Source organism: Caballeronia sp. BR00000012568055 (assembly GCF_029439455.1).
In the GTDB taxonomy this organism is placed as follows: Bacteria; Pseudomonadota; Gammaproteobacteria; order Burkholderiales; family Burkholderiaceae; genus Caballeronia.
In genome coordinates this window covers 36,785-57,375 of record NZ_JAQFVG010000311.1, presented here as the reverse complement: position 1 = coordinate 57,375, position 20,591 = coordinate 36,785, and the positions used below count along the sequence as shown (strand labels likewise).

The window sequence follows — 20,591 nt, the reverse complement described above, 5'->3', positions numbered from 1 at the left end:
CGTTCACGCAAGCGTCACAAATAAAGAAGCCGGTATCGAATCGCTCGATACCGGCTTTCAGTTCCTAAGCTGCCGGAACTAACTCAGCGTTACTGGCACGCTTCGCACTCGTCGAAGCCCGCATCGCCCGGACGCATCATGCAGACGGGACCATCGGCCTCAGGCGCGGCTTCGACAGCCGGAGCAGGCGCAGCAGCAGCGGCATTGAAGCCACCCTTCGCACCAGCGGACGATGCGCCGCCACCAGCGCCACCAAATCCGCCCTGCGCAGCCGAACCACCTTCATTCGACGACGGCACTGCATTCAGCGCGCCGTGCGCCACCGTGGACTTCTCGACGTGCGTGGCGGCCATCGTACGGAGATAGTAGGTCGTCTTCAGACCACGAATCCACGCGAGCTTGTAGACCTCGTCCAGCTTCTTGCCCGATGCGCCCGCCATGTAGATGTTCAGCGACTGCGCCTGATCAATCCACTTCTGACGGCGCGATGCCGCTTCCACCAGCCACTTCGGATCGACTTCGAACGCGGTGGCGTAGATCGCACGCAGATCGGCCGGAATACGGTCGATGCGCGACAGCGTGCCGTCGAAGTACTTCAGATCCGACACCATCACTTCGTCCCACAGACCGCGCGCCTTCAGATCACGCACGAGGAAGTCGTTGACGACCGTGAATTCGCCCGACAGATTCGACTTCACGTACAGATTCTGGAACGTCGGTTCGATACACGCCGACACGCCGATGATGTTCGAGATCGTCGCGGTCGGTGCAATCGCCACGCAGTTCGAGTTGCGCATACCGTAGGTCGAAATACGCGAACGCAGCGCGGGCCAGTCCATCGACTCCGAAGTGTCCACTTCGACGTAACCGCCGCGTGCTTCGGCCAGCAGCTTCAGCGAATCCTGCGGGAGGATGCCGCGATCCCACAGCGAGCCGCGATACGTCGCGTAACGGCCGCGCTCTTCCGCCAGCTCCGTCGATGCGTAGTAGGCGTAGTAGCACACCGCTTCCATCGAACGATCCGCGAACTCGACTGCTTCCGGCGACGCGTACGGCGTGCGCAGCAGGTGCAGGCAGTCCTGGAAGCCCATGATGCCCATACCGACCGGACGATGCTTCAGGTTCGAGTTACGCGCCTTGGCGACCGCGTAGTAGTTGATGTCGATCACGTTGTCCAGCATGCGCATCGCCACGCTGATGGTGCGCTTGAGCTTGGCCTGATCCAGCGTGTACGAACCGTCCGACTGCTTGACCATGTGCGCCAGCAAGTTCACCGAACCGAGGTTACACACGGCGATTTCCGTGTCGCTCGTATTCAGCGTGATTTCCGTGCACAGATTCGACGAATGCACCACGCCGACGTGCTGCTGCGGCGAACGGATGTTGCACGGGTCCTTGAACGTGATCCACGGATGCCCGGTTTCGAACAGCATGCCCAGCATCTTGCGCCACAGTTGCGCGGCCGGCACCTTCTTGAACAGCTTGATCTCGCCGCGCGCGGCTTTCTCTTCGTAAGCTGTGTACGCCTTTTCGAAGTCCGCACCGAACAGATCGTGCAGATCCGGGCAGGTGGACGGCGAGAACAGCGTCCAGTCGCCGCCTTCCATCACGCGCTTCATGAACAGATCGGGAATCCAGTTCGCCGTGTTCATGTCGTGCGTACGGCGACGGTCATCGCCGGTGTTCTTGCGCAGTTCGAGGAATTCTTCGATGTCCAGGTGCCACGACTCCAGGTACGCGCACACCGCGCCCTTGCGCTTGCCGCCCTGATTCACGGCGACGGCGGTGTCGTTCACCACCTTCAGGAACGGCACCACGCCTTGCGACTTGCCGTTGGTGCCCTTGATGTGCGAGCCGAGCGCACGCACGCGCGTCCAGTCGTTGCCCAGACCGCCTGCGAACTTCGACAGCAGCGCGTTTTCCTTCAGCGCTTCATAGATGCCGTCGAGGTCGTCGGCGACCGTCGTCAGATAGCACGACGACAATTGCGAGCGATGCGTGCCCGAGTTGAACAGCGTCGGCGTGGACGACATGAAGTCGAACGACGACAGCACGTTGTAGAACTCGATGGCGCGCGCTTCGCGATCGATTTCGTTCAGCGACAGACCCATCGCGACGCGCATGAAGAACGCCTGCGGCAATTCGATGCGCGTGCCTTCGACGTGCAGGAAGTAGCGGTCATACAGCGTTTGCAGGCCGAGATAGCCGAATTGCAGATCGCGGCCGGCGTCGAGCGCAGCGCCCAGGCGCTTGAGGTCGAACTGTTGCAGCTTGTCATCCAGCAGGCCGGCTTCGATGCCGCGCTTGATGAACTGCGGGAAGTATTCGGCATAGCGCTCGCCCATTTCGGCCTGCACCACTTCGCCGCCGAGAATTTCGCGGCGGATCGTGTGCAGCAGAATGCGCGCGGTGACCTGGCTGTACGCCGGATCTTTTTCGATCATCGTGCGCGCGGCGAGAATGGCCGAGTCGTAGACCTGCGACATCGGCACGCCGTCGTACAGATTCTTCACCGTTTCGGCGACGATCGGATCGGCGGAAACGGCATCGCCCAGATTGGCGCAGGCCGAAACGATCAGCGCCTTGAGCGCGTCCATATCGAGCGGGCTCGTGACGCCGTTGTCCGTCACGTTGATGATGCCGCCTTCATGCGACTGCGCGCTCTGACCTGCTGCGCGCTCTTGCGAACGCTGCTGCGTGCGCTTCTCGCGATACAGCACGTAAGCACGTGCGACGTTGTGCTCGCCGCCGCGCATCAGCGCGAGTTCGACCTGATCCTGAATATCTTCGATATGGAACGTGCCGCCATGCGGACGGCTGCGCACCAGCGCGCGCACGACTGCCTGCGTCAGTTGCTCGACCTGCTCGCGCACGCGCGCGGAAGCTGCGCCCTGCCCGCCATTCACGGCGATGAACGCCTTCGTTACAGCAATGGCGATCTTCGTGGGTTCGAACGACACCACGCTTCCGTTGCGACGGATGACCTTGTAGTCGGCAAACGTCGTGTTGGGCGCGAGCGCCTGTGCGCCCGGCGACTGCGCACCGCTCATCGGCTGTGCGGATGCGCCTTCGAAGGAAGTCGTGGCGTTCTCGGTGGTTTGCATGTGCAAAACTCCAAATGTTCGATGGATGCGGATGGTCCGCGGATTTATCACTTATTGGCCAATAAGGCGGGCGGTAAAGCCGGACTGTGAGGTCAGCAGGCTCGGAACGCGAATCGCGGCGCTGTTGGCCCGCACTGTTTTGGCGTCTCGTGCGGTGCCCGCGTTGGCGCGCGGTGTCGGTCGACGCAATTCACGTTCACTTGCATGCGTTCTTCACGGTGTTGCTCGGCTGGCGCTCGGTGTGTCCGGTGCCTCTCTCCCCGCCGCGAGAAGCGCTGCACACACCGCCCCTGGGCCAGCCTGACTGCTCACTGCCGGAAAGCCGACGGCGCCGGCTCGTGGGAGCGGGCGCCGCCTTCATGACACAAGATATAGTGCAAAGTACGTCTGTCGGCGCTAAGTATAGTGGACAGTCGCACAGTCGCAAAAAGGTTTATTTGCTTTGGATATGTCCGCGCGGGGTTGACTTTTGCTTTCCCGAATCACGACAAGGGCTTGCGCGCGACGCTGCTGCGCTGCAACGAGAAAGACCTTACTGTGCGATCAGACGTTTGACCGGAAGGGGAAAAAAGCGGCAGGCAAGGCGCTGTCTTGACGCAGACGCGGCCAGTCGAAATGCGGTCCCGGATCGGTCTTGCGGCCAGGCGCGATGTCCGAATGCCCGGCGATCGCATCGATCGGATAACGCTTGACGATGATGCTTACGAGCTTGCCGAGCGCCGTGTATTGCGCGTCGTCGAACGGCACGTTATCGCTGCCTTCCATCTCGATGCCGATCGAAAAATCGTTGCATCGCTCGCGGCCGAAGAAGGTGGAGACGCCCGCGTGCCACGCGCGCTCATCGCAGGAAACGAATTGCTCGATCTCACCGCTGCGGCGAATCACGAAGTGCGCCGACACGCGCATGCCGCGCAGGTGATCGAAGTACGGATGCGCGTCGTGATCGAGCGTGTTCTGGAAGAAGCGCGCGATGGAGTCGGTCGTGAAGTCGTCGGGCGGCAAGCTGATGTTGTGCACGACGATCAGCGTCGGCACCGCGTCGCCGGGACGCGCCTCGAAGTTCGGCGATGGCAAACGCGTCGCGCCGGTCAGCCACCCCAGCGCGTCGATACGCGATGCGCTCATCGCGCGTCGCGGCCGGTCGGGGCGGCGGTGTATCGGCGAGCGTGATCGGCGCAGCAGAAGCGCTGGCCCGCTACGACCACGGATTCGCTGCGAGGCGTATGCACGCCGCACTGCGCGCAGCGGATCAGCGGATCGAGCAATTGCGGCGCGCTGCCAACGTTGGCATCGCTGCGCGTGCGGGTGTTCGCGCCGGACGTGCGTGAGTCGGCGCGCGGGTCGGATCGCGCATCGGCTCGTGCTTCGGCTTGCGAGCGCTCGTTCGCGCGGCGCAGCTTCTTGAGCAGCCATTGCGTAACGAAGAACAGCGCGATCAGAAGAATGAAGTTTCGCATCGGATTCAACAGAAAACGGTCAGACTACCGCGCGATGCAGCAGCACTTCGAACACGAAGCGACTGCCCACATACGCGAGCAACAGCGCAACGAACGACGCCAACACCCAACGCAGCGCCGCGCGGCCGCGCCAGCCGGAAATGCGGCGCGCGGTCAGCAGCGCGCCGAACATCAGCCACGACAGGAACGCAAACACGGTCTTGTGATCGAGCCGCAAGGCGCGATCGACGAGTTGCTCATTGAACGCGATCCCCGACAACAGCGTGAGCGTCAGCAGCACGAAGCCCGCGCCGATCAGCCGGAACAGCAGTTTTTCGAGCGTAAGCAGCGGCGGCAAGGTATCGAGCCAACTTGCGAGCCAGCCGCCGTTGTCCGCGTGACGCAGCGCCGTGCCGCGCATGCGTTGCAGGCGGCGTTCGAGCATCAGCATCAGAATGGCGTGGAGCGCGGCGATCGCAAACAAGCCGTAAGCAATATTGGCGATGAGAAAATGCAGCTTGAACATCGGCGCGGCGGAATACGAGAGCACGCGCACGCCGCCGAACAGCAGCGGCATCAGCGACGCCACGCAGGCGAGCGGCAGCAATAGCAGACGCAGGCCATCGAGCGGAAAGAAAAAGCTTTCGATCCAGTAGATGCCCGCGCCCAGCCAGAACATGGCCGAGAGCGCGAACGCGAAGCCGAAGATCATCGCGTTCTGGGGAAAGATGGTGGTGTGCAGCAAGACGCCGTGTACCAGCAACGCTATTAATAATAGAGCGCGCGTGGCCGTGCCCATCGCCGGAGTTTTGGGTTTCGCTTCAAGCGGCGCAATGCCCGCTGGCACGCCCGCCAGCGCCGGCTCCACGGCCGTGTGACGATGCGCGCGCCAGCCCGCTACGGCCAGTCCGCCGTAGAGAAGCGCAGTGAGGGCATACAGTACAATATCCATGTTCGAAGTTTACACTAGGCCCTTGATTCACGACGTCTTCTCCCTTGCATCAACGCGGGGCGAAAGATCCGTTCTCGGCGAAACAAGGGCCGCATTCTTTAGCGCTCCCCATGCTCGATAACCTCACTCAACGGATGGCGCGCGTCGTCAAGACGCTGCGCGGCGAGGCCCGGCTCACCGAGGCCAACACGCAGGAGATGCTGCGCGAAGTGCGCCTCGCCCTGCTCGAAGCAGACGTGGCGCTGCCTGTGGTGCGCGAGTTCATCGCGAAGGTGAAGGAAAAGGCGCTCGGCGAGGAAGTGCTGGCCAGTCTGTCGCCGGGTCAGGCGCTGGTCGGCGTCGTGCAGCGCGAACTGACTGCCGTGATCGGCGGCGATTACGAAGGCAAAGCCGCCGAACTGAATCTCGCGGTCGCGCCGCCTGCCGTTATCCTCATGGCCGGTTTGCAGGGCGCAGGTAAAACTACCACGTCCGGCAAGCTCGCCAAATTTCTGCGCGAAAAGCACAAGAAGAAAGTGCTGACGGTTTCCGTGGACGTGTATCGCCCGGCGGCTATTCGTCAGTTGCAGACGGTCACCGAACAGGTCGGCGCGGACTTCTTCCCGTCGGAGCCGAATCAGAAGCCTGCGGATATCGCGCGCGCGGCGATCGACTGGGCGAAGCGGCATTACAACGACGTCGTGATCGTCGATACGGCCGGCCGTCTCGGTATCGACGAAGCCATGATGAACGAGATCAGCGAGCTGCATACGCTGCTCAAGCCCGCTGAAACGCTGTTCGTCGTCGATGCCATGCTCGGTCAGGACGCGGTCAACACGGCCAAGGCGTTCAACGATGCCTTGCCGCTCACCGGCGTCGTCCTCACCAAGCTCGACGGCGATTCACGCGGCGGCGCGGCGCTGTCCGTGCGCCATGTCACCGGCAAGCCGATCAAGTTCGTCGGCGTCGCGGAAAAGCTGGACGGGCTCGAAGTGTTCCACCCGGATCGCATGGCGAACCGGATTCTCGGCATGGGCGACATCATGGCGCTCGTCGAGGAAGCGCAACGCGGTGTCGATACGCAAGCCGCGCAAAAGCTCGCCGACAAAGTCAAGAAAGGCGGCGACTTCGACCTGAACGACTTCAAGGCGCAACTGGCGCAGATGAAGAACATGGGCGGCCTTTCGTCCCTGATGGACAAGCTGCCCGCGCAGTTCCAGCAGGCCGCGCAAGGCGCGGACATGAACAACGCCGAAAAGCAGATGCGCCGCATGGAAGGCATCATCAATTCCATGACGCTTCAGGAACGCGCGAAACCGGAACTCATCAAGGCGGCGCGCAAGCGTCGGATCGCGGCGGGCGCGGGCGTGCATGTCCAGGAAGTGAATCGCATGCTGAATCAATACGAGCAGATGCGCGGCATGATGAAAAAGCTCAAGGGCGGCAACCTGCAAAAGATGATGCGCGGCATGAAGGGCATGTTGCCCGGCATGCGCTGATCGCACCGCAAAACAAATTCGCGTTTTTGTCGTCGTCACAGGCGAAGGAACGCGGGTTTATCATATGGCGTTCGCCGACATTTTTTTCCACACTAAGAAGTCAGCCTTCCCCCGCTTGCCCTTATGAATCGCGAAGAAGCTCTCCATATTTTCAGCCACTCCGAAGAGATCGTTTCGGCGACGGACGTCAACGCATCGATCGCGCGCATGGCCGGAGCCATCAAGTCGGAGACGGGTGATGAATTCCCGCTCGTGCTGTCGGTCATGGGGGGCGCGGCCGTGTTCACCGGCATGCTGCTGCCGCATCTCGACTTCCCGCTCGAGTTCGACTACATCCATCTGACGCGCTATCGCAATGCCATCAAGGGCAGTAGCGAGATGCAATGGCGTGTGGCTCCCGCTGAGTCGGTGAAGGATCGCGTGGTGCTGGTGCTCGACGATATTCTCGACGAAGGCGAGACGATGGCCGCGATCCGCGACCGCATCATGGCGATGGGCGCGAAGAAGTTTCTGTCGGCGGTGCTGTGCGAGAAGATCATCCCGAAGGCGAAGCCGCTGCGTCCTGACTTCTGCGGGTTTGAAGTGCCGGATCGGTATGTGTTCGGGTGTGGGATGGATGCGAAGGGGTATTGGCGGAATTTGCCGACTATTCGGGCGTTGACTGAGGGGGCATAAACAAAAAAGCGGCCAAGGCCGCTTTTTTTACAGCTGATGCACGAAAGTACGTATGCCAGTCAGAATCATCTCGACCGAAATCGCCACCAGCACGAGTCCCATCAGGCGTTCGAACGCGGTCACCACACGTTCACCAAGCCACTGCTGAATCTTCTCCGCAAGAATCAGCACGATCGCGCAGACGGCCATCGTCACGGAAAGCGCGCCGACCCATTCCAGCATCTTTCCCGGCGCTTGCGATGTCAGCAGCATCACCGTCGCCAATGCCGATGGACCCGCCAGCGCCGGAATAGCCAGCGGCACGATCAGCGGTTCGCCACCGCGCGAGTCACCGCCCATCGCGCCATCGGGATGCGGAAAAATCATCCGCAACGCGATCAAAAACAGCACGATTCCGCCCGCAATGCGCAACGACAAATCCGTGAGATTCATCGCGCGCAAAAAACGGTCGCCGGCCAGCATGAAGATCAGCAGGATGCCGAACGCGATCGCCACTTCACGCAAAATCACCACGCGACGCCGCTCGGTAGCGACGCCGCGCAACGCGTTGATGAAGATCGGAATGTTGCCGAGCGGGTCCGTAATCAGCAGAAGCAGAATGGTCGCCGACAGGAAGTTGTACTGCATTACTTCGCGAGCGCCTCACGGATTTTGCCAATCACCACGCCCGCCGCCTCATCCACCGGCAGCAGCGTGGCTTCGGTTTCGCGACGGCCCTGATACTCCACTTTGCCGTCCTTCAACCCACGATCGCCGATCACCACGCGATGCGGCACGCCGATCAGTTCCCAATCCGCGAACATCACGCCGGGACGCTCGCCGCGATCATCCAGTATCACGTCGATACCTGCTTCCTGAAGCGATGCATACAGCTTGTCGGCCTGCTCGCGCACGGCGTCGCTGCGGTCATAGCCCATCGGGCAGATCACGACTTCGAACGGCGCAATCGCTTCCGGCCAGATGATGCCCTTGTCGTCGAAATTCTGTTCGATCGCCGCGCCCAGCACGCGCGTCACGCCGATGCCGTAGCAGCCCATCTGCATCGGCGCGGGCTTGCCGTTTTCGTCGAGGAAGGTGGCGTTCATCGCTTCGGAATACTTGGTGCCGAGCTGGAACACGTGACCCACTTCGATACCACGGCAGATCGACAACGTGCCCTTGCCGTCCGGCGACGGATCGCCCGCGACGACATTGCGGATATCCGCCACTTCCGGTTCCGGCAGATCGCGGCCCCAGTTCACGCCGGTCGTGTGGTAATCCACCTCGTTCGTGCCGACGACGAAATCGCTCATGTTCGCGACCGTGCGATCGGCGATCACGCGCACCGGCTTCTTCGTGCCGATCGGACCGAGATAGCCCGGCGGCGTGCCGAACCATTCGATGATCTCGGCTTCGGTCGCAAAGCGATACTCCTTCAGGCCCGGCAGCTTGTTCGTCTTGATGTCGTTCAGCGAGTGATCGCCGCGCAGCATCAAGAGCCAAATGGTCGGCTCGGCGCCTTCGTTCTCGGTCGCGAGAATGATCGACTTGATGGTCTTTTCAAGCGGGATGTTCAGAAGCTGCGCGACCGCTTCGCACTTCGCAGCGCCGGGCGTCGGCGTCTTCTTCAGTTCTTCCGTGGGCGCTGCGCGCTCGGCGATCAGCGGCAAACCTTCGGCCGCTTCGACGTTCGCCGCGAAATCCGAAGTCGGACAATACGCGATGTCGTCTTCGCCCGTATCCGCGATCACGTGGAACTCATGCGAACCGCTGCCGCCGATCGAACCGTTATCCGCCGCCACCGCGCGGAATTCCAGACCGATGCGCGTGAAGATGCGCACGTAAGCGTCGTACATCTTTCGATACGACTCGGCCAGACCTGCGGTGTCCTTATCGAACGAATACGCGTCCTTCATGATGAATTCGCGGCCACGCATCACGCCGAAGCGCGGACGGATTTCATCGCGGAACTTGGTTTGAATCTGATAGAAATTCACCGGCAACTGGCGATAGCTCTTGATCTCGCGGCGCGCGATATCCGTCACCACTTCCTCGTGCGTCGGCCCGACCACGAATTCACGCTCGTGACGATCCTTCAAACGCAGCAGTTCCGGACCGTACTGCACCCAGCGGCCGGATTCCTGCCAGAGTTCGGCGGGCTGCACGGCGGGCATCAGCAATTCGAGCGCGCCCGCGCGATTCATCTCTTCACGCACGATGGCTTCGACCTTGCGCACCGAGCGCAGGCCGATCGGCAGATAGTCGTAAATGCCGCCCGCGACGCGGCGGATCATGCCGGCGCGCATCATCAGCTTGTGGCTGACGATCTCGGCGTCGGCGGGAGCTTCTTTCAGAGTGCCGATGAAGAAACGGGATGCTTTCATTCAAATTTTCCAGATACGGCGCGCGGCTTCGTGCTCAAAAGGTGGCGAAGCAGGCGAATCAAAGGTGAACAAACGGAACGACCAGCGAACTGAAGATTTTGCCGTCTTCCGATTCGACTGGCAAAGCTTGTCTGACAGGCGCGTGAAATCGTGCCCCGAATTGGGGTTCCTGCCGGTGCGCAGGGTCCGTTAACTGTTTATAATCAAAGCAATTTTAAAGGATTTGAAGGTGGCTGTATGCTGGATCGTGAAGGCTTTCGCCCGAACGTCGGCATCATCCTCTTGAACGCGCGCAACGAAGTGTTTTGGGGCAAGCGACTGCGTGAACATTCCTGGCAGTTTCCGCAAGGGGGCATCAAGTACGGCGAGACCCCCGTGCAAGCGATGTATCGGGAGTTACACGAAGAAACCGGCCTGCTACCGGAGCATGTGAAAGTTGTCGGTCGCACGCGCGACTGGCTGCGTTATGAGGTGCCGGACAAGTTCATCAAGCGCGAGGTGCGCGGTCACTATCGCGGTCAGAAACAGATCTGGTTTCTGCTGCGCATGGTTGGGCGTGACTGCGACATCTGCCTGCGTGCGACGGACCATCCGGAGTTCGATGCCTGGCGCTGGAACGAGTATTGGGTGCCGCTGGACGCGGTCATCGAGTTCAAGCGCGACGTTTATCAAATGGCTCTGACCGAGCTATCCCGGTTCCTGCGGCGAACCAATGCTCGCGGTGAACGCGGCGAGCGCGCCGCCCATCACGGACCGCGTTATCCACGCGTGGTCACGTCGATGGTGATCGAAGCACCTGCCGTATCCGCCTCTGGTGCGACGGTTCAGGCAGAATGCTCGGTCAGCGAAGAAGTGCACATCGTCGTGCAGCGTCATCCGTGCGACTGATTACTGCGCTTCTTTCTTTAACTTCCACTCGAAGCAGCGGCATGGCGATACTCTCGCCGTGTCGCTTCGCGCGTACGTTTTCGGGAACGCCCAATTGAAAGTCAACGCCTCACTCGCGGTCATTGCGGCATCTGCGGCCGCGCTCCTCACGCTCGCCGGCTGCGGCAGCTCCAAGGAACCCAGCAACAAGGACGACAGCGCATTCGCCTATCTGCTCGACCGCAAGACGAACTGGGTCGAAAACAAGGTCGATACGCTGCCGCCGTTGCCGCAGGCATCGAACCTTTTGCCGTTCAATGTTTCGCAGAACACGCCGCTGACGTTTTCCATCGACAAGACTTCGCTGACGGTTGGCGATGATGGCGTGATTCGGTACACGGTCGTTGCTGCCAGCCCGAGCGGCGCGCGCAACGTGAACTACGAAGGCATTCGTTGCGACACGTATGAGTGGCGTCGCTATGCGAGCATCAACGAGGATGGAACGGGATGGGATCGCGGTAGCGCGTTCGAGTTTAAGCGCATCGAGAACGGTGAGCTGAACGCGTATCAGGCGGCGCTGTATCAGGATTATTTCTGCACCAGCAAGTTGCCGGTCGGTGACGCCAAGCAGATCGTCAATAACATTCAGTACAAGCGGACGCAGAGTTCGATCAATCTGCGCTGATTTTCTAGCTTCGAATGTGAAAACGCCCGCTGGTTCAGCGGGCGTTTTCGTTTGAAGCGCGTCAGACCAGCACCAGATTATCGCGATGGATCAGCTCCGGCTCCAGCATATAGCCGAGCACCGTTTCGATCTCGCCGCTCGGCCGGCGATGGATCAGCCGCGCCTCCGAACTGCTGTAATTGGTGATGCCGCGCGCCACTTCCTGCCCCTGATCGTTCACGCACGCGATCACTTCACCGCGATCGAACGCGCCTTTTACGTCGATCACGCCGATCGGCAGCAAGCTCTTGCCGTCGTCAGTAAGCTTTTGCACCGCGCCCTTGTCGATAACCACGTGCCCACGCACCTGCAAGTGATCCGCCATCCATTGCTTGCGCGCCGCCATCCGCGCCGTACGCGCGATCAGTTGCGTGCCGATGAGTTCGCCCGAAGCGAGCCGCGTCAGCACATCCGCCTCGCGCCCGCTCGCGGTCACCGTGTTCGCACCGCTATGCGCCGCGCGTTTCGCCGCGAGAATCTTGGCCAACATGCCGCCGCGTCCGAGGCTCGAACCTGCGCCGCCGGCCATTTGCTCCAGCTCTGGCGTGCCGGCATCGGCTTGTTCGACGAGCGTGGCGCTCGGGTCCTTGCGTGGATCGGCGGTGAAGAGACCACGCTGATCGGTGAGAATGACCAGCGCATCGCCTTCGATCAGATTGGCGACCAGCGCGCCGAGCGTGTCGTTATCACCGAACTTGATTTCATCGGTGATGACGGTGTCGTTCTCGTTGATGATCGGCACCGCGCCCAGACGCAGCAGTGTAAGCAGCGTGGAGCGCGCATTCAGATAGCGTTCGCGATCGGCAAGATCGGCGTGTGTGAGCAGAATCTGCGCGGTGCGAATGCCGTGCGCGCCGAAACTGCTTTCATACACCTGCGCCAGCCCCATCTGGCCGACCGCCGCCGCCGCCTGCAATTCATCGATCTCGCGCGGCCGCTTACTCCAGCCCAGCCGATGGATACCCTCGGCAATCGCGCCCGAACTCACCAGCACGACTTCCTTGCCCTGCTCGCGGAGCGCCGCGATTTGCGACGCCCAGCGATTGATTGCAGCATGATCGAGCCCGCGCCCGTCATTCGTGACGAGACTGGACCCCACTTTGACAACGATTCGCTTCGCAGCGGCGATCACCGAACGCATCGGGCGCTTTCTCCTGGTTTCGTTATTCCTTCGATGCTTCGTCGCGGAAACGCACGTCGGCGGCGAGATCTTCGGCTTCCGCCGCCCGCGATGCATCCGAATGCTGCGAGATGTAGTCGAAGATTGCGTAGGTCAGCGCTTCGCAGCCCTGACCGGTGAGCGCCGAAATCTCGTAGACCGGGCCGTCCCACTCGAAGCGTTCGAGGAAGTCGTTCACGCGCGCTTCGCGTTCGTCGTCTGGAATCATGTCGAGCTTGTTCAGCACGAGCCAGCGCGGCTTCTCATACAGCGACTCGTCGTATTTGCGCAGTTCGTTGACGATCGCGCGCGCTTCGGCGACGGGATCGACGGTTTCATCGAACGGAGCGAGATCGACGATATGCAGCAGCACGCCCGTGCGCTGCAAATGCCGCAGGAACTGATGCCCCAAGCCCGCGCCTTCCGCCGCGCCTTCGATCAGACCCGGAATATCCGCGATCACGAAGCTCTTGCTCGGTCCCACGCGCACCACGCCGAGATTCGGCGCGAGCGTGGTGAACGGATAATCCGCGATCTTCGGCCGCGCGTTCGACACCGACGAAATGAACGTCGATTTCCCCGCGTTCGGCATGCCGAGCAGACCGACATCCGCGAGTACTTTCAGTTCAAGCCTGAGCATGCGGCGCTCGCCGGGCTTGCCGTCGGTCTTCTGACGCGGCGCGCGATTCGTACTCGACTTGAAATGCAGATTGCCGAGCCCGCCCGCGCCGCCTTGCGCGACCTGAACCTGTTGATTGTGCTCGGTCAGATCGGCGATCAATTCGCCCGTTTCCTGATCCGTGATGATGGTGCCGACCGGCATACGCAGCGTGATATCGTCGCCGCCCTTGCCGTAGCAGTCCGCGCCGCGGCCGTTTTCGCCGTTGCGCGCCTGATGCTTCTTAGAAAACCGATAGTCGATCAGCGTGTTGATATTGCGATCCGCGACCGCCCAGACGCTGCCGCCACGCCCGCCGTCGCCGCCATCCGGCCCGCCGAACGGGACGAACTTTTCGCGGCGCATCGACGCGCTGCCATCACCTCCGTCGCCGGCGATGACTTCAATCCTCGCTTCGTCAATGAACTTCATGCGTTGCTCCGTCCCGTGTTTTCACTCTATTTTGCCGCGACCTTTGCTTGCGGGTCACGGACTACTACGCTTGTTGACTACAAAAGAAAAAGGCCCCGCGAACTTCGCGGGGCCTTTTTCCGGTCCTGAAGCCCGTGCGTAAAATTTACGCTGCCGGGACCACGACGACCGTGTGCTTCTTCCCTGCGCCCTTCGTCGTGAACTTGACGTGGCCGTCGGTCAGCGCGAACAAGGTGTGATCCTTGCCGATACCGACGTTCTCGCCCGGGTGCATACGCGTGCCGCGTTGACGAACGATGATGCCGCCTGCGTTGATTGCCTGGCCGCCGTACACCTTCACGCCGAGGCGTTTGCTCTCGGAGTCGCGGCCGTTGCGGGAAGACCCGCCTGCTTTTTTGTGTGCCATTTGCTTAGCTCCTTAACCGGATGCGCTTACGCGTTGATCGCGTCGATGCGCAGTTCGGTGTAGTTCTGGCGATGGCCAGCGTGCTTTTGGTAGTGCTTCCGGCGACGCATCTTGAAGATGGTCACTTTCTTGTGACGACCTTGCGACACAACGGTAGCCTTGACGGAAGCCCCACCCACCAGCGGCGTACCGAACTTAATCGATTCGCCTTCGCCTACTGCGAGAACCTGGTCGAGCGTGATTTCAGCGTCAATGTCTGCCGGTATCTGTTCTACTTTCAATTTTTCGCCGACAGCAACTTTATACTGCTTGCCGCCGGTTTTTATGACCGCGTACATTGAGAACCTCACTCAGAATTCTATTTTCCACGCACCACGCGGGAAACACGCGATTATACATAGGGTTACGTGCGACGTCAAAGACCATCGGCGAATTCCGAGGCGCGCCGCCACCGACCGGAAACGGGGTGTTATCCCCCGAAAGGCTGAGTCCGACGCGGCAAACTCCGGCGGCAGTCGGATTCGACTTATAATCCGCGGCACTACCCTATTTGCCGATCATGTCGTCCACCGCCACTTCCTCCCCCAACGCCGCCGCGCTGCTCGCCCCGATCGCCGAGGACATGCAGCAGGTCAATCGCGTCATCCGGCAGCGCCTGGCATCAGAAGTGATGCTCATCAACCAGATTTCCGAGTACATCATCGGCGCGGGCGGCAAGCGGCTGCGTCCGGCGCTGCTGCTGCTCGTCTCGGGCGCATTGGGCGATACAACCGGGCATCGGCACGAACTGGCGGCGGTGGTCGAATTCATCCACACCGCGACGCTGCTGCACGACGATGTCGTCGATGAATCCGATCTGCGCCGTGGCCGCAAGACTGCGAACGCGCTGTTCGGCAACGCGGCGAGCGTGCTGGTCGGCGATTTTCTGTACTCGCGCTCGTTCGAGATGATGGTGAGCGTCGGCAAGATGCGCGTGATGGAGATTCTCTCGGTCGCGACCAACATCATTTCCGAAGGCGAAGTGCTGCAACTGCTGAACATGCACGATCCGGACGTGGACGAAGCGCGTTACATGCAGGTGATCCGCTACAAAACGGCGAAGCTGTTCGAAGCTGCGGCGCAGCTTGGCGCGGTGCTGGCCGGATCGGATGCGCGCACGGAAGCGGCGGCGGCGGAGTTTGGGCGGCGTATCGGCACGGCGTTTCAGATCATGGACGATTGGCTCGACTACACCGGCACGCCGGAATCGATGGGCAAGAACGCCGGCGATGATCTGCGCGAAGGCAAGCCCACGCTGCCGCTCATCTATCTGATGGAGCACGGCACGCCCGAACAGGCAGCGCTCGCGCGTGAAGCGATCGAGCAAGGCGGCACGGATCGTTTCGACACGATCTTCCACGCGATCACGACGTCTGGCGCGCTCGACCACACGCTGGAATGTGCACGAAAAGAAGCGCAAGCCGCCGCCGATGCGATTTCTTCATTTCCCGATTCCATTTTCAAAGAGAGCCTGCTAGAATTATGTTCTTACTCGACGTCGAGACAGTCTTGAAAGAGACTAAAACGACATTGCAGTACATTTAGTCCGTTTGGACAATTCGGGGTGTAGCTTAGCCTGGTAGAGCGCTACGTTCGGGACGTAGAGGCCGGAGGTTCGAATCCTCTCACCCCGACCAGAATTTTCGAAAAGCCCGCATGGTTTGCCATGCGGGCTTTTTCTTTTGTGTTTTGCTTCGCGCATTTAAGCGCTGCCGTGCAGGTATCTACCGAATGGCTAATGCCCGCTCTGCGTACCCCATCCGCCGATAACTCCCGCTAGCATCGATCGCATAGTCAATAAAACTTGCGCGATCGATGAATTACTTCTTTTGGTTCTTGTTGAATCTCGGCGTGCCGACACTCGGACCGATATTTATTCTCTCTCTGGCCTCTGTCTCGTTTGGCAGAAACACTGCCCGCGAACTGATCGTTGCTTCGATCAAAGATGGTCAGTTGTACTGGTCAGCCATCGCCCTTTCATCGGCAGCGATTTATGAACTGAATATCGCACTTATTCACAAAAGGGAAGTTGTAGGCACCGAAATTACGATGATACAGTTGGTTATCCTGATCTTTTCGATACTAATCGTAGGTTGTGCTGTACTAGTAGCGAATGCCTCTCTTGATGCGCATGAGCGCGAAGTATCAATGCGTACGATGTCCGATCGCTTCCCAAAGAACCGGACGCTCAGGTTGTCGATCGGCCTGACGACGGTTGCTGTAATTGCCTACGCGAGTTCGCACGCAATAATTTCATGACAGATATATAGAGGTACACCGTGTTCATCAAACGTTGGATCAAACGCTCGACAGATTGGCTCGTCAATACATCGCCTGAGGACCGCGCGCAGTTTCAACTGTGCGTGTTCTGGTTCATCTGCGGAACCATGGTGCCAACCTGGTACATGATGATCGCGCTGCTCATTCACAAACACTAGCGCCACGGAAACGGCGGCCTAACGTTAAAACAGCCGCCAGCCCCCATCACCCCCTTCTGCTATATTCCAAGCCATCTCCGCCCTACCCGATCAATCGCGTGGACAACCTCCCCTTATGGGCGCAGATTTGCGCCATTTTTCTGCTGCTGATCTTTTCAGGCTTCTTCTCGATCTCCGAAACGTCGATGATGGCGCTCAATCGCCATCGGCTGAAGCACTTGGCCAGTCAGGGATCGCTGCGCGCGCGCACCACGCAAGGGCTGCTCGCGAAGACGGATCAGTTGCTGTCGGTCATTCTGATCGGCAATAACCTGATCAACACGATCATTCCCGTGCTCACCACGTCGATCGCGCTGCGCACGTTCGGTCACAATAATATGGTGCTGTCGATCACGACCGGGGTGATCGCGTTTCTTATCATCGTGTTCGCGGAGATTGCGCCGAAGATCGTTGGCGCGACGTATCCGGAGAAAGTGGCGCTGCCCGCGAGTCTGGTGCTCGCGCCGCTCATGCGCATCGGTCGGCCGCTGATCTGGTTTGTGAATCTGTTCGCCAACGCCATTCTGGCCGCGCTGCACATCAATACCAAAAGCAAGCGCGATCAGCGGATTTCGCCGGAAGAGTTGCGCACCATCGTGCTGGAAACCGGCAGCTTTATGCCGACCAAGCACCGCAGCATCCTGCTCAATCTTTTCGATCTGGAAAACATCACCGTCGATGACGTGATGATCCCGCGCCGCCGTATCGAAGCGCTCGATTTCGACGCGCCGTTCGAGCAGATTCTGCATCAACTCGAAACCTGCTATCACAATAAGCTGGTCGTCTATCAAGGCGATATCGACCGCGTGCTTGGCGTGCTGCACGTGCGCAAAACGCTGTCCGCGTTACACAATCAGGAACTGGAACGCGACACGCTGCGCGAATTGCTCGCCGAGCCTTACTTCGTGCCCGCCGGCACGCCTGTGTTTCAGCAGTTGCAATACTTCCAGGAAAGCGGTCACCGCATCGCTATCGTGGTCGATGAATACGGTGAGTTGCAGGGGCTGGTGACGCCGGAAGACATCATCGAAGAACTGATCGGCGAATTCACGACGACGATTCCGCGCGGCGCAGGATCGCGCAGCGGCTGGGATGAGAACGGCGAGTGCATCGTCGCGGGAACGATGCCTTTGCGCGAGTTGAATCGCTGGCTGAAGCTGACGTTGCCGACCGATGGCCCGAAAACGCTCAACGGTTTGATTCTCGAAACGCTCGAAGATATTCCGGATGGCGATGTATCGATCCTGATTGCGGGCGTGCATTTCGAAGTCCTGCGCAGCGACGATCAAGCCATCCGCACCGTCAAAATCTTCCGTCCGCCCGAAAAGGTCACCGCGAAACGCGCGACGCGTTAGCCATTCGGCCGAATAGTCAGATGTGAAGGCGCGCGAGATGATCGACTCATCTCCACTTCGACGCCTTCACATGAACGCTCCCGCCTTCATCACCGCTTCCGGCGACGACGCGCCCGCCGTCTCGCTGCTCACCGATACCTTGCGCGAAGCCGCAGCGCGCGGCGCATCGGATATTCACGTCGAGCCGTTCGAGCACGCGTGGCGCATTCGATTGCGTGTCGATGGCGCGCTGCACGTGCTGCGCCATCCGCCCGCGCATCTGCGCGATGCCTTCATCACGCGGATCAAAGTGCTGTCGCGCATGGATATCGCGGAGCGGCGCGTGCCGCAGGACGGGCGCTTGCGGCTGACGCTGCCGGGCGCGCAGATCGGCGACTATCGCGTTAGTTCGCTGCCAACGCTGTTTGGCGAAAAGCTCGTGCTGCGCCGTCTCGATGCGCTGCCGCAAGATCTTTCGCTCGATGCGCTCGGACTGAGCGCGCAGCAAAGCGCCGTCGTCGAATCCGCGATTCGCGCGCCGCATGGTTTGGTGCTCGTGACCGGCCCGACCGGTAGCGGCAAAACGCTTTCGCTCTATTGCTTCCTGCAAATGCTCAACGCCGATGCACGCAATATCTGTTCGGTCGAAGATCCCGCCGAGATTCAGCTCGCGGGCATCAATCAGGTGAGCGTGCGCGAGAAAGCCGGGCTGAACTTTGCGGTCGCGTTGCGTGCGTTCATGCGACAAGACCCGGACGTGATCATGGTCGGCGAAATCCGCGATACCGAAACCGCCGACGTCGCAGTCAAGGCCGCGCAAACCGGTCATCTCGTGCTCTCGACGCTACATACGAACGACGCGCCCGCCGCTATCGCGCGGCTGATCGATATAGGCATCGCGCCGTATAACCTTGCATCGGCGCTGCGGATGGTCACGGCGCAACGGCTGGTGCGCAAGTTGTGCGAGGCGTGTCGCGCGCCGTCTTCGCTCACGCTCGATGATGGCTTTCGTCCGTTCGAGCCGCGCGGGTGTCCGAAGTGTCATGGCATCGGATATCGCGGGCGCGTGGGCGTGCATCAGTTGATGCCGGTTTCCGATGCCTTGCGCGAGTTGATCGTCGCGCGCGCGGCAACGCATGAGATCGCGCGTCAGGCGCGCTCCGAAGGTATGCCAACATTGCGCGATGCCGCTTTCGCGCGCGTCCGCGAAGGCGTGACGAGCGTCGCCGAAGCGGCAGAAGCAACGGAATCCGCGTGATGCAAACATCGATCGAAACGCGCTTTGCCTGGCGCGGCATAAACACCGATGGCGCGATAAAACGCGGCAAGCTGATCGCCCTCGACGCCGCGAACGTGCGCGCGTCGCTTCAGCGCGACGGCGTGATCGCGCTGGACATCGAAGCGCTTGGCGACGCGCCGCCGCCCAAGGCATCGACCAATGACGTGACGATCTTCACGCGTCAGCTTTCCGGCTTGCTGCGCGCGGGTCTGCCGCTCGCAGGCGCGCTCGACTTGCTCGCCGATGCCGGCATGCGCAGCGGCCTGCCGCGCATCCTGAAACACGTCTCACGCGATATCTCGCGCGGCGTGCCGTTTTCCGCGGCGCTCGCCAATCATCCGAACGCGTTCGGCGCACTGTATTGCCAGTTGATCGCGGTTGGCGAAGTCGCGGGCGCGCTGCCCGCCGTGCTCACGCGCCTTGCCGATGACCGCGAACGCGCCGCATCGCAACGAGCGAAATTGCGCGCCGCGCTGACGTATCCGGTGATGGTGTTGCTGTTGTCTCTGGCGATCACGGCAGGATTGCTGATCGGCGTCGTGCCCACGTTCAAAACCATTTTCGATGGCTTCGGCGCCGCGCTGCCCGCGCCGACGCGCTTCGTGCTCGCCCTCTCCGATGGCGTCGCGCGTCATGCATTACCGTTCGCGACGATCAGCACGGGCATCGCATTGATTTTGATGCGCTGGATGAAACGCTCGCCGGAAGCGCGCGAGAAGGCCGATCGCATTGCCTTGAAACTGCCGCTGGCGGGTGCGCTGCTGCGGGCGCTGGCGGTCGCGCGCTGGAGCCGCGCGCTCGGCACGCTGCTCGCCGCCGGCACGCCGCTCTCCGATGCCTTCGATTCCCTCTCGCACGCCACCGGCAACCGCGTCTTCGACAACGCGACCGTCGATATCGCCAAGCGCCTGCACAATGGCGAACGCCTCGCCGCCGCGATGCGCGCGCTCGGCTGCTTCCCGCAAGATGTCGTGCAGCCGATCGCCGTCGCCGAAGAATCCGGCTCGCTCGACTCGATGCTGCTCGATCTCGCCTCGCTGGCCGATCGCCAGGTGGACGAGCGCATCGGCACGTTCGCGAGTCTGTGCGAGCCGCTCGTCATTACCGTGCTCGGCGCGCTCGTAGGCGGCCTCGTCATCGCGATGTATCTTCCCATCATCCAGCTCGGCAACGTGGTGTAGCATCGCGGGCCAAAGCCATCGTCAAAC

Annotated in this window: 20 protein-coding genes and 1 tRNA gene; 11 read left to right on the top strand and 10 right to left on the bottom strand. The window is 61.0% G+C overall.

Going from position 1 to position 20,591, the window contains the following annotated elements; genetic code table 11:
• Window positions 1-89: 89 nt before the first annotated feature.
• From P7F28_RS22600 to P7F28_RS22585, 4 genes are all read right to left on the bottom strand, one after another.
• Window positions 90-3,104, bottom strand: coding sequence for a ribonucleoside-diphosphate reductase subunit alpha (locus P7F28_RS22600; protein ID WP_277186991.1), 3,015 nt, complete (start codon window positions 3,102-3,104; stop codon window positions 90-92).
• A gap of 543 nt (window positions 3,105-3,647) precedes the next feature.
• The gene (ampD, locus tag P7F28_RS22595; RefSeq protein WP_277186990.1) at window positions 3,648-4,229 is read right to left on the bottom strand and encodes a 1,6-anhydro-N-acetylmuramyl-L-alanine amidase AmpD; all 582 of its coding nucleotides are present in this window, start codon (window positions 4,227-4,229) and stop codon (window positions 3,648-3,650) included.
• Window positions 4,226-4,561: a PP0621 family protein gene (locus P7F28_RS22590; RefSeq protein WP_277186989.1), complete on the bottom strand. Its 336-nt coding sequence runs from the start codon at window positions 4,559-4,561 to the stop codon at window positions 4,226-4,228. Before P7F28_RS22590 ends, ampD begins: the two co-directional genes overlap by 4 nt.
• A gap of 19 nt (window positions 4,562-4,580) precedes the next feature.
• A complete protein-coding gene (locus P7F28_RS22585) occupies window positions 4,581-5,492 on the bottom strand; it encodes an inner membrane protein YpjD (RefSeq protein ID WP_277186988.1) in 912 nt (303 codons plus the stop codon).
• A gap of 110 nt (window positions 5,493-5,602) precedes the next feature.
• On the opposite strand from P7F28_RS22585, the gene ffh reads away from it, so the two are divergent.
• Both ffh and P7F28_RS22575 read left to right on the top strand, forming a co-directional pair.
• A complete protein-coding gene (ffh, locus tag P7F28_RS22580) occupies window positions 5,603-6,970 on the top strand; it encodes a signal recognition particle protein (RefSeq protein WP_277186987.1) in 1,368 nt (455 codons plus the stop codon).
• Window positions 6,971-7,093: 123 nt separating this feature from the next.
• Complete coding sequence (locus P7F28_RS22575) at window positions 7,094-7,645, top strand: hypoxanthine-guanine phosphoribosyltransferase (RefSeq protein ID WP_277186986.1); 552 nt, start codon at window positions 7,094-7,096, stop codon at window positions 7,643-7,645.
• 27 nt (window positions 7,646-7,672) lie between these two features.
• Here the strand turns inward: P7F28_RS22575 and P7F28_RS22570 are convergent, their stop codons facing one another.
• Both P7F28_RS22570 and P7F28_RS22565 read right to left on the bottom strand, forming a co-directional pair.
• Complete coding sequence (locus tag P7F28_RS22570; RefSeq protein WP_277186985.1) at window positions 7,673-8,272, bottom strand: MarC family protein; 600 nt, start codon at window positions 8,270-8,272, stop codon at window positions 7,673-7,675.
• Window positions 8,272-10,008, bottom strand: a complete 1,737-nt coding sequence (locus P7F28_RS22565; RefSeq protein ID WP_277186984.1) for a proline--tRNA ligase — start codon at window positions 10,006-10,008, stop codon at window positions 8,272-8,274. Before P7F28_RS22565 ends, P7F28_RS22570 begins: the two co-directional genes overlap by 1 nt.
• A 237-nt stretch (window positions 10,009-10,245) precedes the next feature.
• Here P7F28_RS22565 and P7F28_RS22560 point away from each other — a divergent pair, with 237 nt between their 5' ends.
• Both P7F28_RS22560 and P7F28_RS22555 read left to right on the top strand, forming a co-directional pair.
• Complete coding sequence (locus P7F28_RS22560; protein ID WP_277186983.1) at window positions 10,246-10,896, top strand: RNA pyrophosphohydrolase; 651 nt, start codon at window positions 10,246-10,248, stop codon at window positions 10,894-10,896.
• Between the two features lie 94 nt (window positions 10,897-10,990).
• Window positions 10,991-11,560, top strand: coding sequence for a CNP1-like family protein (locus tag P7F28_RS22555; protein WP_277186982.1), 570 nt, complete (start codon window positions 10,991-10,993; stop codon window positions 11,558-11,560).
• A gap of 61 nt (window positions 11,561-11,621) precedes the next feature.
• Here P7F28_RS22555 and proB read toward each other — a convergent pair whose 3' ends face one another.
• The 4 genes from proB to rplU all read right to left on the bottom strand — a co-directional run bounded on the left by proB (window position 11,622) and on the right by rplU (window position 14,592).
• Window positions 11,622-12,740, bottom strand: coding sequence for a glutamate 5-kinase (gene proB, locus P7F28_RS22550; protein ID WP_277186981.1), 1,119 nt, complete (start codon window positions 12,738-12,740; stop codon window positions 11,622-11,624).
• A gap of 22 nt (window positions 12,741-12,762) precedes the next feature.
• Window positions 12,763-13,848 (bottom strand): Obg family GTPase CgtA, encoded by a 1,086-nt coding sequence (gene cgtA / locus P7F28_RS22545; protein ID WP_277186980.1) that lies wholly within the window; start codon window positions 13,846-13,848, stop codon window positions 12,763-12,765.
• A 145-nt stretch (window positions 13,849-13,993) separates the two neighbouring features.
• Entirely contained in the window at window positions 13,994-14,254 is a 261-nt protein-coding gene (rpmA, locus tag P7F28_RS22540; protein ID WP_277186979.1) for a 50S ribosomal protein L27, read from the bottom strand.
• A gap of 26 nt (window positions 14,255-14,280) precedes the next feature.
• On the bottom strand, window positions 14,281-14,592 hold the full coding sequence (gene rplU, locus P7F28_RS22535) for a 50S ribosomal protein L21 (RefSeq protein WP_035511298.1): 312 nt from the start codon (window positions 14,590-14,592) through the stop codon (window positions 14,281-14,283).
• A 221-nt stretch (window positions 14,593-14,813) separates the two neighbouring features.
• On the opposite strand from rplU, the gene P7F28_RS22530 reads away from it, so the two are divergent.
• The 7 genes from P7F28_RS22530 (at window position 14,814) to P7F28_RS22500 (ending at window position 20,564) form a co-directional block, all read left to right on the top strand.
• Window positions 14,814-15,806, top strand: coding sequence for a polyprenyl synthetase family protein (locus P7F28_RS22530; RefSeq protein WP_277186978.1), 993 nt, complete (start codon window positions 14,814-14,816; stop codon window positions 15,804-15,806).
• Window positions 15,807-15,853: 47 nt separating this feature from the next.
• Window positions 15,854-15,930, top strand: a tRNA-Pro gene (locus tag P7F28_RS22525).
• 178 nt (window positions 15,931-16,108) lie between these two features.
• On the top strand, window positions 16,109-16,552 hold the full coding sequence (locus tag P7F28_RS22520; protein ID WP_277186977.1) for a hypothetical protein: 444 nt from the start codon (window positions 16,109-16,111) through the stop codon (window positions 16,550-16,552).
• Window positions 16,553-16,572: 20 nt separating this feature from the next.
• On the top strand, window positions 16,573-16,731 hold the full coding sequence (locus tag P7F28_RS22515) for a hypothetical protein (protein ID WP_277186976.1): 159 nt from the start codon (window positions 16,573-16,575) through the stop codon (window positions 16,729-16,731).
• 98 nt (window positions 16,732-16,829) lie between these two features.
• Window positions 16,830-18,125 (top strand): HlyC/CorC family transporter, encoded by a 1,296-nt coding sequence (locus tag P7F28_RS22510; protein ID WP_277186975.1) that lies wholly within the window; start codon window positions 16,830-16,832, stop codon window positions 18,123-18,125.
• Window positions 18,126-18,195: 70 nt separating this feature from the next.
• Complete coding sequence (locus P7F28_RS22505; RefSeq protein WP_277186974.1) at window positions 18,196-19,362, top strand: GspE/PulE family protein; 1,167 nt, start codon at window positions 18,196-18,198, stop codon at window positions 19,360-19,362.
• Entirely contained in the window at window positions 19,362-20,564 is a 1,203-nt protein-coding gene (locus P7F28_RS22500) for a type II secretion system F family protein (protein ID WP_277186973.1), read from the top strand. The genes P7F28_RS22505 and P7F28_RS22500 overlap by 1 nt, the downstream gene beginning before the upstream one ends.
• Window positions 20,565-20,591 lie beyond the last annotated feature (27 nt).